This is a genomic window from Microcoleus sp. Pol12A5 (genome assembly GCF_036701435.1).
Classification (GTDB): Bacteria; Cyanobacteriota; Cyanobacteriia; order Cyanobacteriales; family Microcoleaceae; genus Microcoleus.
In genome coordinates this window covers 1-24721 of record NZ_JAUBQU010000038.1, presented here as the reverse complement: position 1 = coordinate 24721, position 24721 = coordinate 1, and the positions used below count along the sequence as shown (strand labels likewise).

The window sequence follows — 24721 nt, the reverse complement described above, 5'->3', positions numbered from 1 at the left end:
GACTTATGACTGACAAATTTGACGTATTGGTAATAGGTGCTGGCGCGGCGGGTTTGTACACAGCACTTTGCCTGCCAGAGCATTTGCAGGTGGGCTTGATCAATAAAAATACCCTACCTGTTTCTGCCAGCGATTGGGCTCAAGGAGGGATTGCCGCAGCGATCGCCCCTGAAGATTCCGCAGCACTGCACGTTCAGGATACACTGGCTGCGGGAGCCGGTCTTTGCGATTTGGATGCGGTGAAATTTTTAGTTGAGGAAGCTTCAGCCTGTATTGACTCCCTAGTGAAAATGGGCGTTGCATTCGATCGCACCGGCCCAGATTTAGCCCTCACCCTAGAAGCAGCCCACTCCCGCCGCCGAGTTCTCCACGCCGCCGACACTACAGGCAAAGCCGTTATCAGTACGCTGACAGCAAAAGTATTGAGCCGCAAAAACATTCAACTCGTATCCCCTGCCTTTGCTTTGAGTCTGTGGCTAGACGAAACCGGGCGCTGTCAGGGGATTAGCTCGATTTGCGGCTCACAAGTCAAGTGGCTGCAGGCCCAAGCCGTAGTGCTGGCAACAGGCGGCGGCGGACAGGTTTTTGCTCAAACGACCAATCCGTCGGTAAGTACCGGGGACGGGGTAGCAATTGCTTGGCGCGCCGGGGCGCTGCTGCGAGATTTAGAATTTGTGCAGTTTCACCCGACGGCACTCAGCAAAGTGGGCGCGCCTCGGTTTCTCATTAGCGAAGCGGTGCGGGGAGAAGGAGCTCATTTGGTTGACAGTAAGGGATATCGCTTTGCTTTTGACTCTCACCCCAGCGGGGAACTCGCCCCTCGAGATGTTGTCAGCCGCGCTATTTTCCGCCACTTGCAGAAGACGGGGGAACCTCATGTTTGGCTGGATTTGCGGCCGATTGCGGTCGATCGACTGCGCTACAGGTTTCCCAATATTATTCAAGTGTGCGCTGATTGGGGAATTGATATTTTTTCCGAACCGGTGCCGGTGACGCCCGCTGCCCATTACTGGATGGGAGGGATTGTCGCTGACAAGTTTAACCAAACTTCGATTCCGGGTTTGTACGCGGTGGGAGAAACTGCGAGCACGGGGGTACACGGCGCTAATCGGTTGGCGAGCAATTCGCTGCTGGAATGTCTGGTTTTTGGGGCGCAGATGGGACTTTTGCAGCTAGAAGGTGGAAGGCCCGATGCATTCGCCGATCGGTTCGAGGCGGGGGAAATCTGGGAAAAATCGATTTCTGAACAGGACATTGAGGCGATCGAAAAGTTGCGAGTCGAATTGCCGAATTTGGTGTGGCAGAGTGCGGGAATTTGCCGGGGACAACGCGATTTGGAAAGTGCGATCGTCCAACTTGAGATTTGGCGGCAAGAATTTGCTTCATTGCCTTTGAGTCAAACGCTTGACAATTTACAGCCCGGACAAATTATTGATTTTTCCCCTGCTGAGGCGGAGAATAGCTCGATTTTGCGAAATTGGGGAGAAGTGGGGAATTTATTGGATATTGGCTATTTAATTGTCAAAAGTGCTGCGTTTCGCACCGAAAGTCGTGGCGGTCATTACCGAGTGGACTATCCCCTCACCGATCCGGATTGGTGCAGCCATACTTTAATTAACCAATCCAATTGGTACAAATCTCCGCGAATAGAAGATTGAAAATTTATTGAAAATGTGGGGTCAGCGCGTTCCCGTACCGTCACTTTCGGGGCTCCCGTTCGGGGGTGGTTCGTATTGTTGGGGATTTGCCAAGCTAGAGGTTGGTGTAACTGTCCAAACTCTGGGGGTCGATGGCGTTGGGTTCTCGCCCGTACTAGGGGCTTTTGTGAAATTGCTAGTTGAGTTGCTGGCAAGTCGAGCCGCATTTGCGGTGCCGACTATATTCACTTGCAGGCAGGCCGCCAGGGTTGCCGTTGTTGTAAGCTGAATCAAAGTACGCATAGTATTCACACCCTTATTCAAATCACCGCAATAGATCCACGTCTATACCACCTATTATATCTATCAATTTCCGTATTTCCACTGATATCTTTACATTTACTTTAATTAACTTTCATAAGTTTTATATTTTGCTAAGTATATCTAATGGCAGATGACAAATTAGAGGATTTTAAATTAAGTGAGTTGAGATTTGAGGTTTCACTAATTTGGACCTTTTCTTGAACGGTTTCAAAAAGCCTAGAGGCCTTACAGTTTAAGAATCGAGCTATTATTTTTAAGTTAGCTACATAGGGGACGTTTAAAATAATATCCCCCTCACGACCCTATTAGGGTTTAATATCTAAAAATGGCTCAAATTTTGTCTAAAATAATTGAGATTTTAGATAAAAGGTTGAATATTTACAAATGACTTATAAAGCAAAGTGTGGGAAATTTACCTACTGGTGCATTAGGTTTTTAATGGCTCTTAATTAAGAAAAGTGATATTGATTTTTCCCGCGTTCCTTAGCACGATACATCGCAACATCGGCATTCTTGACTAAAATTTCGGGCTCTTGACCGTCAATGGGATATAAACTAATGCCAATACTTGTAGTTACAGAAATTGTATGTTCTTCTAAAATAAAAGGCTGCATGATGGCGTCGCAAATTTTTTCCGCTACTTTCGCAGCTTCTTCTCGACCGGGAATTGCAGGCAAAATGACTGTGAACTCATCGCCGCCCAACCGCGAGATTGTATCGCTGCCACGCAAGCATTTTTTGAGCCGACTGGCAACTGTTTTTAAGAGTAAATCGCCCACATTGTGTCCAAGAGTGTCGTTGATTGACTTAAAGCCATCTAAATCTAAAAAGAGTAAAGCTACCAATTCCTGAGTGCTGGAGGCTATTTCTAGAGCCTTATGCAAGCATTCGTAGAACATTTGGCGGTTGGGCAAGCCGGTAAGAGCATCGTGATAAGCTTGGTGGCTGAGCTCAGCATTTTTTTGTTCGAGGGCATTTGCCCGAAGTTGGCGCTCGGTAATATCTCTAATTGCTCCGACTAAAAATAGGTTGCCTGCAGCATCTTTATGTAGGGATCTTTTAGTCGCAATCAAATGCGTAATTCCGTGAGCGTCAGTAAAATATTCTTCATTTTCTCGCGGCTGATGATTTTGAAATACTAATTCGTTTTGCTGCCAAAATATCTCGGCTTCGGCGTGGGGAAATAAATCGTAATCGGTTCGGCAAGTTAAAATTTCTAAAGGATAGCCAATAAACCGACAATATGCCTGATTCAAAACTACGCAGCGGTGAGTTCGATCTTTGACAAAAATGGGGTCTGGAATTGTATCGATTAGCGATTGTAAAAATTCTTTAGACCGTTTTAATTCTTCTTGCAAGTGAGCCAGATAACCCACAACCGCTGCGCCAGAACCCACAAGACTGAGGATTGGAGGAATTAACGGTAGCCACCAACCTGCTAAGAATACTAAGTATAAAGTCGTACTCAGGCCTAGACAGATACTTAATAAACAGTAAGCCGATCGACCAACCGATCGCAAATTCCAACTCACCTTTGCTCCAGCCCAAGACCACAGTAAAATCCACAGCAACTCTGCAGCCTCTGGCCAGACATTGATACCCCCGCGCCCGTCGAGGGCCGCACTCAAAATTTGGCTCAAGAAATGAGCCTGAAGCTCGACTCCCGGTATTTGTTGGGGAGGACCAAACCAACCGGAACTGTAAGCATTTTGGTAAAAGTCTCTGAGGCTGGGGGCATTTGAGCCGATCAAGACAACGCGCGATCGTACAAAATCCGCAGGTACTGTGCCAGAGAGCAAATCACTCATCGATGCAGTGCGAAAACTGCCTCGCGGGCCGCGCAGGTTGGTCAAAATTTGATAGCCACGGCTGTCCGATCGAACGTAAGCACCATCATTCGGTTGAAAAGACCGAAAAACCCCCTTGCCTAACTGCAAGTATTTAGGATTGATTCTTGCTGGTTGAGGAGAAATTCCTTCGCTTTTGAGGTAAAGCAAAGCCAGTCGGAGTGCGAAACTTTGATGAGTTTTGCCGTCTCCGGGCCAAGCATAGAGCAAAGTTCGCCGCACTTTTGAGTCAGCGTCGATCACAACATTGTTGAAACCAATTCGATCGAGCTTGTCAAGTACCGGAGGCGGGCGAACTCCGAGCCTGGTTTCGTCTGGCATCAACTCAATGCCGATTAAGTTGGGAATAGTTTTAAAAGTTTTGAGCAAGTCTGCGTTACCCGGTTGAGTTGGCAAATCTCGGTAAACGTCGAGGCCGATCGCCCGCGGCTTGCCAGCGTGCAATTTTTGCAGCAGTTGGGCCAAGACAGCATCCGAAATTGGGTAGCCGTATTTTTGCAAGTCAGCCTCCTTAATTTCTACAATGACGATGCGCGAGTCAATGGGTTCGGCCGGCCGCCAGCGCACAAAGTGGTCGAAAGCAGCCCATTCCCACACCTGAAAAAATCCGAACCAGCGCATTACAATGACCGTACTAGCAACGGCACTTGCAGTAATCAATACTCGGCGTTCTCTATCGACCCATTTTTTGATAGTTTTTAGCATATTTTGGGGATTTGGGCCTCGCCCTGTGAGCATCTAAACTACTACTAACTATAGGTTTTACATCTCCTAGTCGATTTTAGATTTTAGATTTTAGATTATCCAATTTTTTAGTTTTTCGGTGCGGGCGAGTCGATTTTAGATTTTAGATTTTAGATTATCCAATTTTTTGGTTTTTCGGTGCGGGCGAGTCGATTTTAGATTTTAGATTATCCAATTTTTTGGTTTTTCGGTGCGATCGGACTCCAAGAGCAGAAACCGGGTTTTACAACCAAAATATGTCATTTCAAAAATCATTCTGGAAGCAGAAACCCGGTTTCTTGCATTTTTATGTAAAATTTTTAGTAGTTATTTACCGATCTAAATACCAGAAACCCACAACTGGTTGATTTTTTTGTTTTCACTAATTTTTACTATATTTTTATTGATTATACATAGATGGCAAATTTTAGATTAATTTCGCAGCACGAGCCAAAAATAAACAGAGTTAAAAACTAGGATATTTCTTGCCCATCAATCTAAAATCTGTCATCTAAAATCTCCAAATTTCCTGTTAGTTTTGAAAGTTGCGCGGGCCGGTGTAACCAGATAAATCAGCGAGTTTATTCAAAGATTGCGTCCCCGAATAAAACTGACCATTAATCTCCCATGTCGGGAAACCTTTAACATTCGCAGCAGCAGCTTGGCAAATTTCAGCACGGGAATTTTGCCCCCTGGGATCACATTCAAAATAATCAATTATTTTGGCTGCTTCTTGGCCGAACAGCATTTTTTGGTCGTGGCAGTGGGGACACCAATAAGCGCCGTACTCTTTAGCGCCAATTTGTCGGAGGTGGCGGGCCAAAGCAATTTCTGCAGGGCCGGAGGTTGTAGTGACTGCAGGGGGTAAAATTCCGGGGGTAGAGACAGTAGGAGCAGGTGAGTTGACGCTGTTATAAAGTGCCAAGGCACCGATCGAACTCACCATTGCCACCAAAATGCCTGTAAACACCAACTGTCCGATATCTTCCCACTCGCGCCCGACTAGCACCAGCACAAACAGCGACAGCGAAAATAAGGCAGAAGTGATGCAGTAAATGCACAGTTCCTGAATTTCAAAAGCCATCAAATACACCAAATAGCTGCTGAAAATTACCATCGCAGCGGTGATGATAAATAGCGCTTGCCAAGTTTTGTTTTCTAGTTGAGAGTGCAGTCCTTTCTTGGTGTCGGGATTTACAGCTTTGGGAGCCCATGCCAGGATTGCTATGCTCAGGTAAGCCAGACAGCCTAACAAACTTAAAGGCACTGTACCAAAGACTGTAGCGTAGGGACTGTTGAGAACTTTGTCGCAGCCGCTGGTGGGACAAATGACCGAGCCAGTCGTGAATTTAGCGATCGTGAGATAGGCCGTTTCTACGACGCCTATGGCTGCGATCGCTGCCATCAGAGTCCTAGACCAGCGATGAATCCAAGGGGTTGAACGTCGGCGAATCATTTTTTGATTTGGTAATTTGGGAATTGGGAATTTTTGACTGTTGACTGTTGACTGTTGACTGTTCTAATGACTGTTGACTAATGACTGTTAATTGTTAACTAATGACCGATAACTGATGACTACTGACTACTGCCAACTGCCAAATGACTACTGCCAACAGTCAACAGTCAACAATTCCCATTTTACGTTTTACTTGTAAGTTTGCCCGGTTCCGGTGTGGGCCCTCTTGAGCCATTAGCGTCTCTGTTTTCCTGTTCGCGCTCTTTCTGTGACAAGCTGCGGCGGGCGGCTTCTACAAACTGACTGACGCGGATCGGATCGATGGGCTGCTCGATGCGGCCGTTTCGCTTCAGGGAACTCGATACGATTACGCCGTCAGCGGCCTGCATGAGGGTGGAAATGTTTTCCCAGGAGGCGCCGCTGCCGATGAAAACTGGAATTCCCGCCGCTGCTGCACTCGCGAGTTCTAAGTCTTCGAGATTGGGAGGGCTGCCAGTTGTCCAGCCGGAAAGGATCACGGCGTCGGCTAAAGCGCGCCCGATCGTCTCTTGAACGGCTGTGGTCAAGTTGGGGCTGCCTAGGGGGCGCCCGTGCTTGACTAACACGTCTGCTAATATTTTGACATCGCTGCCCAATTCCCGGCGGTAGCGCAGTAGCTGGTGAGCTTGGCCTTCAATTAAGCCTTGGTCTGTAGCCATGATGCCGTTGAGGACGTTGACGCGGATGAATTGAGCTCCTGTGCAGGAGGCGATGGCGATCGCGCTTTGGGCGTCGTTTCGCAGTACGTTAACGCCGATCGGCAGCGTCACGAGATTTGTTAGCCTCTCAACTACCAGAGTCATGGCACTTACAACAGCCGGATCTACGCTGTCTTTAGCAAAAGGAGCGTCGAAAAAGTTCTCGACTATGATACCGTTTGCGCCACCAGAAGCCAGCGCTGTAGCCTCTTGCTCGGCTCTTCCGATAATAGCTTTGAGGTTTCCGCCCCAGCGGGGAGAAGTTGGCAAAGGCTGTAAATGTACGACACCGATTATGGGATTCGGCGTTTTGAATATTTGTTTTAAGTCCACGGATTTTCCTGAAACCACCAAGTTCACTGACGGCTGACGGCGGATTTTGACGGTATATTCTAGAATTCTATATCCACGAGGGCGATCCGGTTGACTTAATCGGGTTGCCAAGTTGCTCAAAGCCCGACGGCATAACATTTTAGATTTTAGATTTTAGTTTTTACAAGGACAACCTACTTACCTCACTCCAAGAGGGATACTTGCTTCAAGGCACGAGTCCTCGAAAGCAAAAAAAGTTTAGATTTTAGGGAGATTTCCCAGATTCATCTGTGGAGTCAATACTTTAATCTTTAATCTAAAATCTACTGACTACAATCGGGGTTGAGAGCTTGACTGCTGTTGCATTCTTTTTTATACCTTGGTTTCGGCAGGGGTTTTTCCTTCTATATCGAGGTTAAGTGGTGGAAGTTGTTCTCATAATTTTGGCTGTCACCGCAGCACCCGCAGCAGCAATCGAAGTGCTGCTGCGGGTGCTGCTGGGTTTTGGCAATCCCTTGATTTACATTGCCGATGCCGAGTGCGGCTATTTGTTGGCGCCTAACCAGAAGGTGCGTCGCTTGGGCAACCGGATTGAGATTAACGAGTATTCGATGCGTAGTGGAGCGATCGCCCCGATAGCCCCTCCAGAAACTCTGCGCCTCTTGCTGTTGGGAGATTCTGTCGCCAACGGCGGTTGGTGGACACATCAGACAGATACGATCTCGGAAATTATGGCTCGGAATTTGAGACTGCTAGTACAGAATCTGGCGAACCATACACAATTAGATCCACAAGTCAACTATTCAGATTTTGAAGTTTTAAACGCCTCAGCCAATTCTTGGGGACCGAGGAATCAACTTGCTTACGCCAAGCGGTTCGGTATTTTTGGGGCAAAGGCTTTGGTTTTGCTGCTCAATACGGACGATTTGTTTGCGTCGGCTCCCTGTTCTCTGGTTGTGGGGCGCGATCGATCTTACCCGGATCGCAAACCCCGATCGGCTACGCTAGAGTTATTGAGCCGCTACCTGCTCCCTGCGGCGCCGACTCGCCAATTGGCAGTACCCGGAGCCACAAGCGGCGATGTAGTAGGCTCCAACTTAGAGGCTATTCGGCAAATCCAGAAAATAGCTGTATCCGCCAACATCGAGTTTTTGCTAGCCGTCACGCCCAAGCGTGGCGAACTCGGCGGCCCGGGCCCTCGCGACTGGGAAGTCAATGCTAGAGCGCGTCTCGCCGAACTCGTAGAAACAGAGAAAATTACTTACATAGATTTTCTTTCCATTTTCAATTGTGCGGCCGAATTTCCAACTTTGTATCGAGACAGCATTCACCTCAGTCCTCAAGGAAATCAGCTAGTTAGCAAAACCATCAGTCGTCAAATAGTCGCTCTTTTTTGGCATAAATCGTGACTTCACCTAAAAACGGATACTTGCCCACGACTTCTGTTGTCGAGAGCAAAAAATTTGAAACCTTAGTTGAAGCCCCCAGATTTATCTGCAGAGTCAATCTAAGATATAAAATCGTTCGACTGAGGGCAACTCGACGCTCGCACTCGCCGAACTTCTCACGCCGAATTGTCCAATCTCAAATCGACTGACATCGAATCCGGTTGCATGGGAACAGTTACCCTCTTCAACGAACAACAAACCCAAACTGTAAAAGCACCCGGAAACGACACGATTTGTCTCGATTTAGCTAACTTGCAAAGTAGACTCTAGCTCTTTCGGATACCAAGCTTGACCGTCGAGAGCCATTTGCTCGATCGAACTCGCAAGCCGCAGAGCTTTGAGAGCTTGTTCTCCTCCTACAGAAGGCTGATTTCCACCCCGCACGCAATTAATAAAATGCTCCAATTCTGCGTGGAGCGGTTCAATATTGCTGGTGTAAACTTTCTCGATCAACCCATCTTGACGGTAAAGCACCTGACCGTAATCCGTCACGTAATTGGCGGTTGTTTGTCGGTGAATCAAGATTTCGTTGTTGAGAAAATCTGCCTCTGTCAGAGAATTCTTGCAGTGAGCCACGATTGAACGGAGTTTGCGGTGCGTCACCTTACTGGCAGTCAGAGTGGCGACAATGCCGTTAGCAAAGTTCAACGTCGCTGTCACGTAGTCTAAATAACCTGAATCTGAGGCTCTGCTGCCACTGGCTGTCAGCTTCACCACTTGGGAATCTGCCAATTCCAAAAGCAAGTCGATGTCGTGGATCATTAAATCCAAAACAACCGATACGTCGTTAGCCCGCTGGGAATAGGGACTCATCCGGTGAGCTTCCAATGCCAGTAACTCTTCAGTTTTCAGCACTTTGCCGAGTTCCTGAAAAGCTGGATTGAAGCGCTCGATGTGACCCACTTGTAAAATCCGGTGGGCCTCAGCAGCCGCGTTTACCAAAGATTCGGCTTCGGCAATGCTAGCCGCGATCGGCTTTTCAATTAAAACGTGAACACCCGCTTGGAGACAAGACATCCCCACAGGGTGATGCAGGCGAGTTGGAACGGCGACGCAAACTGCATCTACGTGGGCGAGCAAATCTCGGTAGTCTTCAAAGAAGCGAACCCGGTATTTGCTTGCTACATCTATTCCCCGCTCTACATTTATATCTGCAACACCCACGAGTTCGATATCTTTTAGCAAGCTCAGAACTCGCGTGTGATGCTGGCCCATATTGCCAACCCCAATCACCCCAATGCGGAGGGGTTCGAGTTGACTTCGCTGGGCGAAAACGTTTGCGTATCCCAATGACATCCTATCTAGCACTCCTGGATTCTCCTCCACCACCACAGGAATCAAGCCCCTTGGCTTCCCTCAGCTACTCACAGCCATCCAGATAGTACCACAGTCAAACTATTTGTGAAGAATTTCTAAGTTCAGTTGCGATTATCGCATCAGGCAATTAAGCAGAAGCTAGTCATACACAAGGGCAGAATACAGGGGTCAAATGTCTGGACATTGCGTATTGACAAAATATATTAAATATGTATTGGCATTGGGACGATCGCCTGCTGCATCACCAGAACACAAACCCGTCGGAATATTTGGCTATGACGATAAAACATTTTTCTAGTTTATGTTCAAAAGTAATAGTAAAAGTCATAAATTATACAAACAGAACAGAGGATGCATCCGTATTAGTTCGGTTATTTACATTTTGCAATCTTTGAATTCAAAAAAATTTAGTTTAAGAATGCGGATAATTACGGGCGACGGTTCACTCAAATAAACTAGACTTACGTAAAGCTTAATAAAAAACAATGATTCAAAAACAAAGGCCCAGATTAGGAAGTGCGATCGCTAGCACAATTTTAAGTTTGTTTTCAGCCCTCTCATTGGTAGGAGTTGACAAAACACAAGCCGCCGTACTTACCTACAATTTTCAAGTGGACGAGGGTGGAGGTAGTGGTTTTTTCAAGGTGAATTACTCCTCGGTTAGCGCAGAAAGAGGATATCAAGAAATTGCTGTAAGCGAGGGAAGATTAAACACTCCTTTTATTCTTGAGCCTTTTTTTGAAGAACGCAAAGAATACTACAATTTGGCAGGGGCTATAGCTATATTTTATGAAGGGGTTTTTCACGGAATCACAGGAGGCGGCTATGACTCAGCGACAAGAGAATTAATAGTTCCTCCAGACCAACTAGGAGGACCCGATCGTATTGAGTATAGCGGCAGGGCATTTGCGTATATGGAAATGTACGTGCAGCATTATAGGGGTATTAGTATTATTGGGCCATCTTGGTTCCAGGGGTTTAAGGAGGTATCTATTAGCCGCAGCAACGGTATTTCAGAGGAACACAGACAGAAGATAGACTCTGCCGATGTTTATTACACCCTAGTGAATACCGAACCCGAACCAGTTCCCGAACCTCTCACCGTTGGGAGTACAGCTTTAGCATTGGCAGGTTTAAGCTGGTTAAAACACAAGAAAAAAATGGCAGCTTGAGGTGCGATCGCACCTCAACAATTAAGCACTCAGAAGTCACTTTTCAAAGAATATTCGAGTTGCAAAATTTTGCTCTCGATTGGGAGACAGAGCTCTGGCTTTCAAAATCGCAGCTACCAAAAACGCATAGGACAAAACTCCCACCAAGGCCAGCAAAAGTACGCTGACGGCTCCCGACGCGTTCCACAAAGCGTGAAGTGCCGAAGCGCTGAAATAGCCGACGCCCAAAATTTGCCAGCGCTTCCTAGGTTTGAGGGCGCTCAAACCGATAAAATATCCCAAATAGCCGCTGTAAGCCATGTGTCCGGCGGCGGAACCCAAAATGCGGGGAATTAGCAACTGCAATCCTACTAATTGTCCCGCCTCCGCCCCTGCTTGCAGGGTGACATTTTGGATGACATTGGGAACGTACTGTCCCAGAGTTTCTAACAGTGTAAAGCCGACGGCCGAGGCACTTCCTAACAGAATTCCGTCTAAAGGTTCCCAAACGCCGATTCGAGCGCGCCACGGATTTCGCAGCCAATTTCCCAGCAGCATCGCTCCCAAAACGGGCAAGGCTTTCAGTAATTCTTCCATCAGACCCGCCCCGAAAAACATTCTGTTCAAAAAAGGCAAAAAACTGATTGTTTCGCCTTCGGTTGGCAGGCGGCCGGGCAAAATTTCTCTAAATACGAATATAAATCCAATTAATAAGGGGCTGATCACAATCAGGACTGTAGCTAAGGCAGAACCAAGCAATACCCACCAAGGCTTGTGTTTGCCGCACAGTTGATAGATAAAGTAGTAAGCCGCACCGGCGAGGTAAGCTGACAGCAGCAAGTTGAATGCTGCAGAATTGCCAACTGCGACAAACATCGACACGACAACAATAACTGTGGCGATACCTGGATATAAGTAAGCTTTTTGACTTAATTGTTTGCCAGTGGAGGCGATCGGGAATAATTGAGTTAAAGTGAGAGCATCTTTTTCGCTAGCCGCAAAATTGCCCGTTTGTGGTGCAGGGAATCCGGGTTGATTTTGGTAAGGGGTTACGGGAGATTCAAAGATGAATTCAGGGCCGTCAAGGCCGAGACTGATGCGATCGCCTGTTTCTAAAGTTTGGCAGCCAGAGAGCTTTTTTCCGTTGATATAAGTTCCGTTAGCGCTGTTGAGGTCGCAAATTTCCCATCTCGTCACATTACCCTGAGTTAGGGGACGGATCGTGGCGTGGCGACGGGAAACCATGCCGTGACCGATCGACTCTAAGGCTATTTGACAATTGCGATCGCGTCCTATGACCAATTCCCCATCTTCAGAAAGTTGGTACTGGGATGCTGGGGTTCCCACAGCATCTTTGGCTGGCACTTGTCGCAGAAATCCGATTTCATTAGTCATGAGTTATGAGTCATTAGTCATTAGTCATTAGTCATTGGTCATGAGCTCGCAAGCTGTTAGCTGATGTTATTTTTGAGCAGTCTTTATTCCACAGTTATTAGTTGTTAGCTGCTGACTAATTACTAATTACTAATAACTGCTGACTAATGACTAATGACTAATGACTAATCACTCTGCTTATAGATTTGCTCTGGCATCCTGAACGGCTGCATAGAAAAATATGCCAGTTAGCGGTACGCTCAGGGCGAGGATGATGCCCGTGACTAAATTGCCAAGTTGAGCTTCTCCCGATGACAGCTCAAAGATGGAGCCGACTGCCGCGATCGCAGTGATGCACGAAAGAGCTAAGAGTAAACCACTTTTCGGAGTTCCTGCCATCATACTGATTTTACTGCCTTTGGCGAAAATTTATGCTTGACTAATGCTTCATTCAGTGCCAGCTTGTTTTCTACTCTGTCTACAAACAGCACTCCGTTGAGGTGATCCATTTCGTGCTGAATTGCCCTCGACAGTAAGTCTGTTGCTATCAGGGTTTGTGGGCGGCCGTATTCGTCGCGGTAGGAGACTTCAATGACTTCTGGGCGTTTGACTTCTAAATAAACTCCCGGAATGCTCAAACACCCTTCTTGCAAGATGCAGATATCGCTGCTGCTACTTTTGATGGTGGGGTTGATCAAAACGATTGGTGGTGTGGCGGGGTTTTCCGGGTCGCAGTCGAGGACGATTACTTGTTTGTGGACTCCCACTTGGGGGGCGGCCAAACCGATACCGTCGGCACTGTACATGGTTTGCAGCATTTCTCGGACTAGCTGCCTAATTTCTGCATCGACGCTTTTGACACGCTTGGCTGGCTGCCGCAGGACGCGATCGCCTAATGTGTGTATTGTTAGGGGCGGTTTTTCTAACTTTTTCTTTTCAATCAAGACCTGAGCCGTCATAAAACCTCGCGGGATATTTGGAAACCCCCAACGAAAGCTGTTGGGGAATGAAATTGGAACCAATACTATTGTTTTCAATATTAATCTAATTTTAAGTAGCCATGACTGGAAACAAACCAAACCAACGGCCGATTATTTCTCTGGGGCTTTCGCCTGTTATAGTCGCGGTAGAGCTTTTGGGTGCGATCGCGATTTTGCTAGCTGTTTTGCTCATCGTCAAGTTTTGGGCGGTTTTGCCCGATCGAATTCCGATACATTTCGGCTTGGGGGGGCTAGCTGATGCTTGGGGAGACAAGGTGATGATTTGGATCGTGCCGGCGGTTGCTGCCATTATTTTTGCCGTTTTAACTGCGGTTTCGCGCTATCCCCATACTTTTAATTATCCGGTACCGATTAATTCTGAGAACGCTCATCGGCAATATCTGTTGGGCAGAGACCTTTTGGCTTGGCTGAAGGCGGAGATTTGCTGGCTGTTGGCGTTTGTGGTGCGACAGCAAATTCTTGTCGCTTTGGGCAATGCTCAAAGATTGAGTATGGAGTTACTTTTAGGGTTAGTTTTTTTGATATTTGGGACAGTTGGCGTGTATTTGCTCAAGGCTTATTCTGCTCGCTAGATCTAGGGCAAAAAACTTACATATAGCCTTTCTCAGAAATATGAGGTACGAGTGGGCATAGGGCATAGGGCATAGGGCATAGGGCCTTCCTCACTTTTTTGAGAACCGCTATATACCCAACAATAAAGTTTTTTGGTATGATGTTTTTAACTCCAGGTAATATTATTGTGCCTAAATAAATAAATATTTTTTTTGGTATTGAGGACTCAAGTCATCTAAGTTTTATGAGGAGTTTAGTTATCACTACAAACATTTTTGATTTCTGGTAATTGAGGAGACATGATAGTAATCATACGCGAGGGGTTAGTTATACGGTAGATGCCGCTCGACTAACCCATCAGATATGTTTGCTTATTGTTGATCGGCAATACTCGCAACTGTCGATTTTTTAAATCAGGTTCTAAGCCTAGTTCTTCCATTGGAATCACCCCCAACAAAACAGCGGAAACGCCTGCGGGCAGTTCTAAACAATCAAATCTGCCCTCTCTCCCCTCTACAATAATTTGAGCATCTGCAAAAATTCTACCTTTTTTGATGCCAGGCGATGTTTCTACATCTCTTTCTCCTACTTGTTTTAAACCTAGTTGGCTAATAATAAGAGCTGGCAAGGAAAGTAGTGTCGCTCCGGTATCGACAACAACTTATCGAGGGTAACAGAGCGAACTTCCTCAGCACCAATGAATCCCCGTTCAGCCATAACTATATCGATGCGATTGGTGACGGTGATTGTCGTGATTACTTGACCCATTTGTTTTTCTTGTAGATTGGGGAGTACCAGGGTCATAATATGTTACCTCTTTGAGTGTAATTAGTGGATGTTTCTATTGTAAGGCTATCTATAATCCTGCGAAAGTTAGTTAAAATCATTTTAATGACCGGCTAAAATTAGAATTTGCCTCAACGCATGACACCAGAAAACAACTCTTCTCAACCCAATCGCCCTGAGTCTAACGTGACTGTAGAAAGTCAGAACGGTGCGAGCCCTACTGTGCCACCAGAATCAGGGACAATCGTCGTTACTGCTGAACCGGAAAAACCGGTGCCACCGCCTCCAACTCGCAAGGTTTTTTTGCCACCGCAGCCGGAACAAACGACTGCTGAGAAGTCGGGGTCCGTGCTGACGCTGGGGTTGATCGCTGCGATGATTTTTGGGCTGGCAAATGACAACATTTGGCTGGGCTTAATTGGCGCCGTAGGTGCGATCGGCATATCGCTGCGGCTGATGTGGCCGAGTTGGGGCAAAATCTGGGCGCAGGTAATTCCGCCGACTTGGCGCACGCTGATCGTCGCCTGCTTCGGGCTGTTAGCTGGGATTGTTGGCTTGCTGATGCTCAGCGGTACTAATACTGAACCGGGAAGCCGCAACATCCAAATCAACTGGGACGCCATCGGCGCTTTGGGCGAGTTGATCGGCGCTTTGGGCCAAATTTTGATCGCAATTTTGGGCGTTTACGTGGCTTGGCGGCAGTACGTGATCTCGAAAGATTTGACGATTCAGCAAAATAGAATTACGCAGCAGCAAACGATCGATGCTTATTTTCAAGGGGTTTCCGACTTAGCCCTTGACGAACAAGGGTTTTTGGAAGACTGGCCGCAGGAAAGGGCGATCGCAGAAGGCCGCACCGCTGCGATTATGAGCAGTGTAGATGCTGAAGGTAAAGCTAAAATTCTGCGGTTTTTGTCGCAGTCTAGATTGGTTACTCCTCTGAAGCGCGATCGGCTTTTAGGCCGCCCCATCCTTGACGGCGACGGTGGCTACGCGGAAGATAGAGATCACGGTATCCGCGTTATCGATCTCAATGTCATGTTAGCGGGTGCTAACCTGGCTGGCACCGATTTGCGGTGGACGGATTTGAGCGAAGCCAACCTCGTCCGCGCCAATCTCAGCAAATGCGATTTAGTGAAAGCCAACCTCTCGCGCGCTGTCTTGTACGACGCCAATCTCGCTCGCGCCGACATGAGAGCCGCCGCATTATTCTACGGCTCGGCACAAACTGCATCCCCTCGCAGCCGTACCGAATTTCCTAACTATCAAACGGGTGAACATACCGGCGCTGTGGTTGAACGTGCTGATTTCACCGGTGTCAAGCGGCTGTCGGAGGAACAGCGCTATTACTGCTGCGCTTGGTGCGGCTCGAAGTCGAGAGAGACTATTCCCGGTGGCTGCGAAGGGATTCCCAATAAACTCGGACGTTAAAATTATCAGTACCGCTGTACTTAGGTATATATTTGGCGATCGCTCGGCAGCGGACTATACTTTAATTTTAAATCTACAGTCGGGCGCTGTTTTAGCCCTGACAAATACGGATTTAAGGCTAGAAGTAATTCCGCGCCTGGAGCGCTCCAAAAGCCTGGACGAGGTAATTTTTGTCGCTGCTAGGTGCTTTCTGATGGGACGATAAATGGCACCTATAAATCGCTAATTTAGGTAACAGCTATGCAGATGATGAGCAGCAGCATTCTATGGCTTTTTAGCCTCTGTCACTTTTGCTAATGCGCGGCTTCACAACTTTTGGAATGCAAGTGGAAGTAGCCGGGCTACTAATTAATATTTGGGCATTTTTTGGTGCCTTATTAGCAGATTCAAACTATTAGTAAAGTTACCCTAATTTAGGGCGGTAGCTATTTGTTGGATTTGTGAAAGAGGCTGAGCATTACAGTCGGATATTCCGGTTTTGGTTGGATCTTTAGCGCTACTGATAAATTCCGTTGATATGCAATCATTGGACCCCTAAGCTTACGGCATTATGGAGGTTTCAATGGCACTCGGTTTCGTGTTGATTAATCCGACTTGTTGGGAATATGGTGTTATGACATTATTTGCTACATTAGTGCTGTACATGGCTGTTGAATTTGCTGCGTGGGTCTAGGTAGCTTAATATACTTCTCCCTATCTTTTGCATAAACTTAATTTACTCTATTTCCCAAGCTGCCTGAAAAAAGTCTCTTTCACACAGCATAGCGTAGCGATAGGTTGTTTCTACCTCCAGCCCAGCTTCTGCGTAGCGATCGACCAAAATTTCCAGCCGTTTTGCTAAAATCTCAAAATCCGGGCTGCTATAGGTGGAAATCCAGTCGCTAAAAGCGTGTTCCGGTATATTAGGTTTAGCTAGCTGCTGTCCCAAAAAAGCGTACAACCGCAAGCAAGGAGTCATCGCGGCTGCTGTTAAACCTACACCACTTCCCCAAGCTGTCGCTAATAAAAAATCTGTATAGCGACGGGTAGCAATTTCCGGTTTTGCCTCTTGCAAGTTTACACCCCATTTGGCTGCATATCCTTGATGCAAACGAAGTTCTTCTAAAACGCCACTACCGAGATCGTGAAGGATTTCAAACCCCTCCCAGTCAGGTGCTTTTGCGGCAGCGATACTGTAAGCGCGAGCAAATGCTCCCAGAAAAAATGCGTCTTGTGCAACGTAATATGCAAAACTATTTTGGGGGAGGCTGCCGTCAGCAATGCCTCTGACAAAGGGATGTTGTAGACAAGCTTCGCTTAAGTCTTGATTTGCTTGCCAAAGATAATTGGAATTTGTCATGCAATTTTGAATCGATGGGTTATGATTGTAATTTTTATAATCTGACTAAACATCTATGATAACAGATGTTTTCGCGTGGCGTGTGTCATTTTTATGATATCTTTTATTTTTTGTATTTAAAAAAATAGATAATTGTTGGTACGCGGCTATTTTGTGGGCGGATATTGTCCGGCTAAAAGAGCGAAATTACGTGCCGAACCTCTCTCGTGAAGCAGCTAGGGGGTGTGGGGAAAAAGAAACTTTTGATTTAACGGTTGAAAAGCCAATTCTTAAACAGAAACTGCTATGAAAGATACACCTAAGTATTCCTTGGTAATTCCTATCTATAACGAAGAAGAAAATCTCGCTGAATTGTATCGGCGAATTAGTGCCGTGATGGATCGAATGGACGGTCCAGTAGAATTAATTTTAATCAATGATGGCAGTCGCGATCGCTCTCTAGAACTTTTGCGAGAATTGCACGAAAAAGACTCACGAATTTGTTACCTCAGTTTGGCCCGCAATTTCGGTCATCAAATAGCTGTAACTGCAGGTTTAAACTTTTCTAGAGGTCAAGTGGTAGTCATCATGGACGGCGATTTGCAAGACCCACCAGAGCTAATTATAGATATGGTAGAACAGTGGCAGCAGGGCTATCAAGTTGTTTACGCTCAGCGCACTCAACGCCGTCAAGAAGGTTGGTTTAAGCGATTGCCAGCTTATATGTATTATCGCATTTTGCGGAATCTTGCTGATGTGGATATTCCCATAGATACGGGAGATTTTTGTTTGATGGATAGGTGCGTGGTGGATGTACTCAACGCCATGCCAGAACGTAACCGCTACATTCGGGGATTGCGCGCTTGGATTGGTTTTAAACAAACCGCAGTTAAGTTTGAACGTGATCCGCGCTTTGCAGGTGAGGTTAAGTATACCTTCAGAAAATCTTTGAGTTTAGCGATGAATGGTTTAGTATCTTTTTCAAAAGTTCCCCTCCGACTTTCGATTTATTTGGGGTTGTTTGCTGCATTTATATCAGTGTTAATGGCTTTTTTGATTTTGTACTGGCGGCTTTTTTATCCAAACTCTGCCTTAACTGGTTTGACAATTGTGATGATGGCAGTTTTCTTTTTGGGGGCGGTACAGTTGGTGAGTATTGGGATTTTGGGCCAGTATATAGGGCGGATTTACGAGGAGGTGAAGGGCCGGCCACTTTATACGCTGGCAGAAGTGGCTGGCTTCGATCCATTGCGTCAAAAAAATAGTAAATAAGCAGGAGGTTTTTACTATCTTGATGGTTTAAAGATAGCGGTTGTATCGTGCCTGAATCACCTGAAGCCTGAACCACATTCAAAATGCGGGTTGTTGATTCATTATTTTCTACTTAATTTCAGCCTATATACACTCCCGATCCCATCGTTGAGTGACTCTATTCCAGCCAAAGTAATCTTTAATAGCTAATGCTTGTTGTCTTAAAAAGTCTTGTTTTTCAGGATTTTTTACCAAGTCAATCACTGCTGCAATAAAAGCATTATTAGTTTCCTCATTCCCCGCAGATCCCTTAATTCTGATACCTGATTTTACAGTGTCATCTAAATCTGCATAAGTTGTCACCACAGGAACACAACCAGTAGCTTGCGCCAAGCACTAATACAGAAAATCTCCGCAGCAGTATGACAAGGATAAACCCAGATACCTGATTTGAATAATTTTTTCACTAACTCCTTGTGTCGAATACTGCCATCTTCATAGACATTTTCCTGCTCTAAAAGTTGTAATTTCTTTTCTTTTTATCGGGTAAATATAGAAATTTCTCAAGATAAGGTAAATTAATTAAAGAATCAATTCCTTGCCAACCATAAAAAATATGTAATTCAACATCGGGCACTTCTTTGATATAGCAACCGCCAAGGCGGTTATGGCATAAACTGTAAGTATTCCCAATTGCTCGATTGCGAGCGTACAACTTATGCCCAAGCCCTAAAGTTACGACCTTCGTCAACAGGTGATAATCGCTATCAAAGTCGATGTCTTGAAAACTACTGAAGCCAGTCAACTGTTCAATATTAGTGGCAACACGATCGGTCTCTGGCTAAAATGACTTGCCCAAACAGGGGGGTTTGAGGCATTGCCCAATCAACCGTTGGGTAATGGTCATAAAATTACAGGGGGTACAATTTAAAGAATTTGTGAGGGCCCATGGGGATAAAACACAAGTAGAGATGGCAGAACTATTGTTTGAGGAAATTAGCGATATAACAATCTCAAAAGTCTTAGAAAAAATTGGTTTTAGTCGTAAAAAACTTATGGATATCGAGAAAGGGGCGAATAAAAAGACCCATAATTCACAGAACAGTTAGCCAGATATAGCCAAGAAGAACGAGTTTATATAGATGAGTCAGGGATGGATGACCGAGATGAATATGGGTATGGGTATAATGAGATAGGTGACAGGTTTGAAGCACTAAAAATTGGTAAAATAAGAAGAGGACGAATAAATATAATTGCGGCGGGAGTTTAATGGAAAATTACTAGCACCATTTACGGTAGAAGGAGCTTGTAATCGAAGCGTATTTGAAATCTGACTAGAAACTTGTTGAGTACCAGTATTAAAACCTGGACCCGTTGTGATAGCAGATAATATAACATTCCACAAAGGTGGACGTATTCAAGAGATAATTGAATGTACGGGATGTCGATTGCTATATTTGGCACCTTATGCGACAGATTTAAACAAAATTGAGAATGATGGTCATGGCAAAAAAGTCGCATCCGTCAACAAACCCATAGATTTAGCTGTGTTCGAGATGCTCTGGAAGATGTCCTCAGCAAAGCGTTCTAACCGCCTTGGCGGTTGCTATACTTTTACATAGAAAATCATTTAGGATCGCTATAGTCACCATAGCTGGAGCGGCTAGCATTAATGCGTTTGAGTGCGAATTTCCTAGAACAGCCCAAGGGCAGGTGCTTTGTTTTTTCCTGGCATTTTGTGCGATCGCGCTAGGTGGTTATTTGACAGCAACGCTGGGCACATTTTTTGTGAGTCAGGATGCTGAGAGCGATCGAGCAGAAATAGCTGCTACACAATCAATTCAAGCTGTGGAAACAAAAATTACTGCACTGCGAAGGTTCAAGCCTGCTTGAGGAAAAGGTTTAGACCTGTGAATTGCTGACCTTGGATTTGAGGATCGAGTCGATCGCTCTCGATACGATACTAGAGAAACGATGATGTCTGTCCAATTATAGATTACCTTTTACTCTAAACTATTCCAAGCGAGAGATGATCTTTTAAATTTTGAATTTTACTATAAAAATATCCTCTAACCACTCAAATAAAAAAAATAAAATGATGGAAAAAACAAGCAGAATAAATTATTGATAGAGACAAAAAAACTTTATTCAGGATTAATCTCTTATTTCACTGTTCAATAGTGCCGACAGTTTTGCTCTGGCTCAATGCCTGATTTTATAAGACTTAGAGCCACGGGGGATAATTAAATCAAAGTCATCTCCACTCCTGACTTGCATTTAATTCGACTTTTTTATGGTCCTTGCCCTATCAAGCTTGTATCATCGTTTCCCAAAAAAACGCAGTATTGATTGAATGTTAAGCTGTTTCTATTTATTGCATTGACACGATAAACTCATGGAAAACACATTATTCGATCGCACATTCCGGGACAGCGAAGGCAAAATAGTTATAGCTCAGATGCCCAATCTACCACTGAGTGTCGGGATTGTAGCTACTTTATTAACGCTGATTGTTACAACAGGTAAAATTAATTTAGGGTTGGAGCTAGTAGCCTTTGGCTCTTTGTTTACTTGGGCTTGGGAAGAATTATTTCAAGGCGTTAATTACTTTCGTAGAGCATTAGGTCTGATTGTGCTTGTTGGTCTAATTGCGTGGAAACTTCAATAGTTAGGTAAGCATACATCAAATCCATAAGGTAGAGCAAAACCTTTATCGAGCGGATGAGGAACGGTGGAAAGGTTGACAGGCTGTAATGGACAACCCAAAAATTAACACCTATCGGATGTGGGAACACCTCAACAATGCTCAACTAATTCGCTACCTGCTACTCTTTGTGCTTGCTTGGGCTATCGTGCAGGTGTTGGCTTTTATTTTTGCAGCTACTCTCGCCTTTCTGCTGAACTAACCCGTCAAATTTGTATCTCGTTTCCTCCCTCGTTGGCTAGCGGTAGTGCTGGCTTTTTTACTTGCCTTATTGATTGATTCTAGGTGCGTTAATGGCAACGTTAGGATTAGCTAACATTTCCCAAGCACAGCATTTATTAGAACAGGCTCCTCAATTTTTAGACTCGCCACTGGCACTGTTGGAAACATTTCAATAGTTTCTGTTAAATCCCCATATTACGTTAGATTTTAGCACTTTTAAGCAACCACTGCACCAACAAGTCATAGGCATAATCTGCCTGGAATTTTCCACAGTGCAAAATCTGTTATTCAGTTTGCTAGATGTGATTGTGCTTACGTGGTTCCCTTCTTTATGCTGATCGATGGTAGACGACTATTGGGATCTGATGTGAGGCTCTTTCCACCCGGCTTATACGAGGATTTGACCAGGGAAATCCAAAATAAATTTTTAGGTTTCTTTTGGCTCGGTTGCTATTATCAATATTTTTCGGCTTCTCTACCTTTGTGGTGTTTATCTTGGTGGATATTCCCTATGCACTGTTCCTGGCGGCAGTCGCAGGCGCATTTGACCTTATTCCCCGTATTGGCGCGATGAAATTCGTGGGGAAAAGACAGAACAATTTTCTGGTTGATGTTGAAGCTAGTTGGCTTGAGATTTCGGTTAAGATATTTTGTTTTAAATCTCTGGGAGAGCAATAATGAAAGGTTTAAAGGGAAAAAACGCACTCATTACTGGAGCGAGTTCAGGTATTGGGCAGGCATCGCCATTCGTCTTGCTCAAGAAGGTTGCAACATTGCCGTTAACTATCGCAAAAGCTTAGAAGAGGCAGAAGATAATGAAGAAGTAGCTCTGCAAAAAGCCTGTGGACAAGCATCGGAATGCGGGGTTGAAACGCTATTAGTTCAGGGAGATGTCTCCAAAGAAGATGATATCCTTCGTATGGTGAAGAGTGTCATTGATAAATTTGGTAGTCTGGATATCCTGATTAATAATGCTGGGATTCAAACAGAAAGCGCATCCCATGAAGTGCCAACGGATGAATTCGATCGCGTGATAGCAGTCAATTTGCGAGGTGCATATCTCTGTGCGCGGGAAACCATTAAGCATCTGTTAGAGCAGCAGCGCTCTGGGGTGATTATCAATATTTCGAGTGTGCATGAAATCATTCCCCGCCCGACGTATATCAGCTATTCCATCAGCAAAGGTGGCATGGGAAATCTGACTAAAACCCTAGGGTTGGAATACGCAAGCCGAGGCATCCGCGTCAATGCTATTGCCCCGGGTGCAACAATTACACCGATTAATGAAAATTGGACGGACAATCCAGGACAAAAGGCAGTAGTGGAAAGCCATATCCCAATGGGACGGGCAGGTACATCGGAGGAAATGGCTGCATCTGTTGCCTTTCTTACATCAGATGAAGCGGCTTACATTACGGGACAAACGCTCTATATTGATGGTGGATTGACCCTTTATGGTGACTTTCGCGAAGCTTGGTCTGCCTAAATTAACTGGGAGAAACTATGGGGAGGAAATAGGCGATCGCTGTCATTTTACCTAAAAAAGGATTTGTTTGGGCGATCGCTTTCTTTACTCACCGGACACTAGACTAAACCGCACTAAGGTGTCATGCAGATATGATTGAACGTGGCAGCTAGGAAGGCATTGCGGAGTAGTTAGACCGCAAATATCTCAAGTAGTGGTATCTTGCTGCATAACAATCAAATAATTCATTAGGGCGATGAACTTGATATAGAAACATCATCGAGCGCACTGACACTATTACCAGCCACAAATCAAGAGTTTCTGCTATTAATATAAATCATCAAGATTTTTTTTGACATCTTATTCTGATTGCGGAGCGATTTCCTGGGCGGAATTTTCCCAATTTGCTCCTTTATTAGTGGGTATAAAATGGTATTTTTCAGAGCCAATATCCTGTGAGCTGTAGATGCCAGCATGACATAAAAAAAGGTAACTCATCACACAATCGATCGCCAAAAACACCCCAGATTTTATTCCAAAAAACTTAATTACCATTAAAGTTGCAGCGATCGGTGTATTGGCAGCGCCACCAAAAACTGCCGCAAATCCCATGCCCGCCAATAAAGGTGCTGGTAATGCCAAGATTAATGACAAAGCATTACCTATAGCAATCCTAAATGATTTTCTCTATCTAGAGCAATCCTAAATAATTTTCTCTGTGTAAGTATATTGAAGAGCGTCTTCCATTTCCGCGATCATTACCTAACGCTATTTAAGGGAGGATTTTTCCAGTATAATTTCATTGATTCTCCAATATTGATGAATTTAGGATGCTCTGGGTTGCACCTAACCCATATTACTTCTGAACGTAGCAATGCTGCTCTTATCCCCCAATAGCTACAATAATCAGTTGTGAACTTCTCCTTTTTTCTTTCTTCTTCTTTCTTAACTCTGCGTGTTCACTGTTCTTTGCGGTATATAAAAAAATACTCATGTTGAAACTTTACGAATATTCTCCCTCTGGGAATTGCTACAAAATCCGCTTGCTTTTAACTCAGCTTAATATTCCCTTCGAGCGGCTAGAAATTGATATTATAAAACGAGAAAGTCGAACCCATGAATTTTTGATTAAAAATCCTAACGGGCGTATTCCTGTTTTAGAAATTGAACCGGATATTTTTTTGTTTGAATCGAATGCGATTATGTTTTACTTGAGCGAAACAACTGAGTTTTTCTCCACTGATAAATTTGAACGCGCTCAAGTCATGCAGTGGTTATTTTTTGAACAGTACAGCCATGAACCTTTTATTGCTACTTCTCGTTTTTGGTATATGACAGGAAAAGCTGAGGAATATCGAGAAGCACTCCAACAAAAACAAGCACCGGGTTATACTGCTTTGGGGGTGATGGAACAGCATTTAGAAAACCATGCTTTTTTTGTTGGCGATCGCTATACTATTGCTGACATCGGTTTATTTGCTTACACTCACGTTGCGGGCGAGGGCGGATTTGATTTAACGAGATTTCCAGCAATTCAAAGTTGGATCGAGCGAGTAAAAAATCAACCTCGATATATTAGCATCACACATAAATAGGGCTTGCTGAATAATCGAGCGCATATTGCGTGGCCTGGGTTTCGCTCGCACGATCGAGAATAAAGTGCAA

At 45.1% G+C, this 24721-nt stretch carries 23 protein-coding genes and 2 pseudogenes; 13 read left to right on the top strand and 12 right to left on the bottom strand.

What is annotated here, in order from left to right; translation table 11 throughout:
- Positions 1–5: 5 nt before the first annotated feature.
- Positions 6–1658: an L-aspartate oxidase gene (nadB, locus tag QUA45_RS12840; protein WP_333220960.1), complete on the top strand. Its 1653-nt coding sequence runs from the start codon at positions 6–8 to the stop codon at positions 1656–1658.
- Between the two features lie 21 nt (positions 1659–1679).
- Here nadB and QUA45_RS12835 read toward each other — a convergent pair whose 3' ends face one another.
- The 4 genes from QUA45_RS12835 to btpA all read right to left on the bottom strand — a co-directional run bounded on the left by QUA45_RS12835 (position 1680) and on the right by btpA (position 7057).
- Positions 1680–1940 (bottom strand): hypothetical protein, encoded by a 261-nt coding sequence (locus tag QUA45_RS12835; protein WP_333220958.1) that lies wholly within the window; start codon positions 1938–1940, stop codon positions 1680–1682.
- 470 nt (positions 1941–2410) lie between these two features.
- Positions 2411–4546 (bottom strand): CHASE2 domain-containing protein, encoded by a 2136-nt coding sequence (locus QUA45_RS12830; protein WP_445305309.1) that lies wholly within the window; start codon positions 4544–4546, stop codon positions 2411–2413.
- A 517-nt stretch (positions 4547–5063) separates the two neighbouring features.
- Positions 5064–5987: a vitamin K epoxide reductase family protein gene (locus tag QUA45_RS12825; RefSeq protein ID WP_333097683.1), complete on the bottom strand. Its 924-nt coding sequence runs from the start codon at positions 5985–5987 to the stop codon at positions 5064–5066.
- 182 nt (positions 5988–6169) lie between these two features.
- Entirely contained in the window at positions 6170–7057 is an 888-nt protein-coding gene (gene btpA, locus QUA45_RS12820; protein WP_333078231.1) for a photosystem I biogenesis protein BtpA, read from the bottom strand.
- A gap of 401 nt (positions 7058–7458) precedes the next feature.
- On the opposite strand from btpA, the gene QUA45_RS12815 reads away from it, so the two are divergent.
- On the top strand, positions 7459–8445 hold the full coding sequence (locus QUA45_RS12815) for a GDSL-type esterase/lipase family protein (RefSeq protein ID WP_333097685.1): 987 nt from the start codon (positions 7459–7461) through the stop codon (positions 8443–8445).
- Between the two features lie 282 nt (positions 8446–8727).
- Here the strand turns inward: QUA45_RS12815 and QUA45_RS12810 are convergent, their stop codons facing one another.
- Positions 8728–9780, bottom strand: coding sequence for a Gfo/Idh/MocA family oxidoreductase (locus tag QUA45_RS12810; RefSeq protein WP_333097687.1), 1053 nt, complete (start codon positions 9778–9780; stop codon positions 8728–8730).
- 193 nt (positions 9781–9973) lie between these two features.
- Here QUA45_RS12810 and QUA45_RS12805 point away from each other — a divergent pair, with 193 nt between their 5' ends.
- A complete protein-coding gene (locus QUA45_RS12805; protein WP_333097689.1) occupies positions 9974–10099 on the top strand; it encodes a hypothetical protein in 126 nt (41 codons plus the stop codon).
- Positions 10100–10286: 187 nt separating this feature from the next.
- Positions 10287–10973, top strand: a complete 687-nt coding sequence (locus QUA45_RS12800; RefSeq protein ID WP_333097691.1) for a PEP-CTERM sorting domain-containing protein — start codon at positions 10287–10289, stop codon at positions 10971–10973.
- Positions 10974–11009: 36 nt separating this feature from the next.
- Here QUA45_RS12800 and QUA45_RS12795 read toward each other — a convergent pair whose 3' ends face one another.
- The 3 genes from QUA45_RS12795 to def form a co-directional block, all read right to left on the bottom strand.
- Complete coding sequence (locus QUA45_RS12795; protein ID WP_333097693.1) at positions 11010–12347, bottom strand: PrsW family glutamic-type intramembrane protease; 1338 nt, start codon at positions 12345–12347, stop codon at positions 11010–11012.
- 177 nt (positions 12348–12524) lie between these two features.
- Positions 12525–12725: a hypothetical protein gene (locus tag QUA45_RS12790; protein ID WP_199292547.1), complete on the bottom strand. Its 201-nt coding sequence runs from the start codon at positions 12723–12725 to the stop codon at positions 12525–12527.
- Positions 12725–13285 (bottom strand): peptide deformylase, encoded by a 561-nt coding sequence (def, locus tag QUA45_RS12785; protein ID WP_333097695.1) that lies wholly within the window; start codon positions 13283–13285, stop codon positions 12725–12727. Before def ends, QUA45_RS12790 begins: the two co-directional genes overlap by 1 nt.
- Before the next feature lie 101 nt (positions 13286–13386).
- Here def and QUA45_RS12780 point away from each other — a divergent pair, with 101 nt between their 5' ends.
- Complete coding sequence (locus QUA45_RS12780) at positions 13387–13899, top strand: DUF1648 domain-containing protein (RefSeq protein WP_333097697.1); 513 nt, start codon at positions 13387–13389, stop codon at positions 13897–13899.
- Positions 13900–14228: 329 nt separating this feature from the next.
- On the opposite strand, the pseudogene QUA45_RS12775 reads toward QUA45_RS12780, so the two are convergent.
- A pseudogene (locus QUA45_RS12775) lies at positions 14229–14683 on the bottom strand (aspartyl protease).
- Positions 14684–14803: 120 nt separating this feature from the next.
- On the opposite strand from QUA45_RS12775, the gene QUA45_RS12770 reads away from it, so the two are divergent.
- Positions 14804–16096: a pentapeptide repeat-containing protein gene (locus QUA45_RS12770; RefSeq protein ID WP_333097700.1), complete on the top strand. Its 1293-nt coding sequence runs from the start codon at positions 14804–14806 to the stop codon at positions 16094–16096.
- Positions 16097–16811: 715 nt separating this feature from the next.
- On the opposite strand, the gene QUA45_RS12765 is transcribed toward QUA45_RS12770, so the two are convergent.
- Entirely contained in the window at positions 16812–17435 is a 624-nt protein-coding gene (locus QUA45_RS12765; RefSeq protein WP_333097702.1) for a TenA family protein, read from the bottom strand.
- A 285-nt stretch (positions 17436–17720) separates the two neighbouring features.
- Here QUA45_RS12765 and QUA45_RS12760 point away from each other — a divergent pair, with 285 nt between their 5' ends.
- The gene (locus QUA45_RS12760; protein ID WP_333097704.1) at positions 17721–18686 is read left to right on the top strand and encodes a glycosyltransferase family 2 protein; all 966 of its coding nucleotides are present in this window, start codon (positions 17721–17723) and stop codon (positions 18684–18686) included.
- Positions 18687–18809: 123 nt separating this feature from the next.
- Here QUA45_RS12760 and QUA45_RS12755 read toward each other — a convergent pair whose 3' ends face one another.
- On the bottom strand, positions 18810–19058 hold the full coding sequence (locus QUA45_RS12755) for a hypothetical protein (RefSeq protein ID WP_333097705.1): 249 nt from the start codon (positions 19056–19058) through the stop codon (positions 18810–18812).
- Positions 19059–19419: 361 nt separating this feature from the next.
- On the opposite strand from QUA45_RS12755, the pseudogene QUA45_RS12750 reads away from it, so the two are divergent.
- The 5 genes and pseudogenes from QUA45_RS12750 to QUA45_RS12730 all read left to right on the top strand — a co-directional run bounded on the left by QUA45_RS12750 (position 19420) and on the right by QUA45_RS12730 (position 23077).
- Positions 19420–20256, top strand: a pseudogene (locus QUA45_RS12750) (IS630 family transposase).
- 122 nt (positions 20257–20378) lie between these two features.
- The gene (locus tag QUA45_RS12745; RefSeq protein WP_333220954.1) at positions 20379–20558 is read left to right on the top strand and encodes a hypothetical protein; all 180 of its coding nucleotides are present in this window, start codon (positions 20379–20381) and stop codon (positions 20556–20558) included.
- A gap of 502 nt (positions 20559–21060) precedes the next feature.
- Positions 21061–21333 carry a hypothetical protein gene (locus QUA45_RS12740; RefSeq protein ID WP_333097709.1) on the top strand — a complete coding sequence of 91 codons (273 nt, stop codon included), beginning with the start codon at positions 21061–21063 and terminating at the stop codon, positions 21331–21333.
- Between the two features lie 85 nt (positions 21334–21418).
- Positions 21419–21571: a hypothetical protein gene (locus tag QUA45_RS12735; RefSeq protein ID WP_333097711.1), complete on the top strand. Its 153-nt coding sequence runs from the start codon at positions 21419–21421 to the stop codon at positions 21569–21571.
- Between the two features lie 630 nt (positions 21572–22201).
- Positions 22202–23077, top strand: a complete 876-nt coding sequence (locus QUA45_RS12730) for an SDR family oxidoreductase (RefSeq protein WP_333220952.1) — start codon at positions 22202–22204, stop codon at positions 23075–23077.
- A gap of 339 nt (positions 23078–23416) precedes the next feature.
- Here the strand turns inward: QUA45_RS12730 and QUA45_RS12725 are convergent, their stop codons facing one another.
- Positions 23417–23668, bottom strand: a complete 252-nt coding sequence (locus QUA45_RS12725) for a hypothetical protein (protein ID WP_333220950.1) — start codon at positions 23666–23668, stop codon at positions 23417–23419.
- 380 nt (positions 23669–24048) lie between these two features.
- On the opposite strand from QUA45_RS12725, the gene QUA45_RS12720 reads away from it, so the two are divergent.
- The gene (locus QUA45_RS12720; RefSeq protein ID WP_333220948.1) at positions 24049–24651 is read left to right on the top strand and encodes a glutathione S-transferase family protein; all 603 of its coding nucleotides are present in this window, start codon (positions 24049–24051) and stop codon (positions 24649–24651) included.
- Positions 24652–24721: the final 70 nt, after the last annotated feature.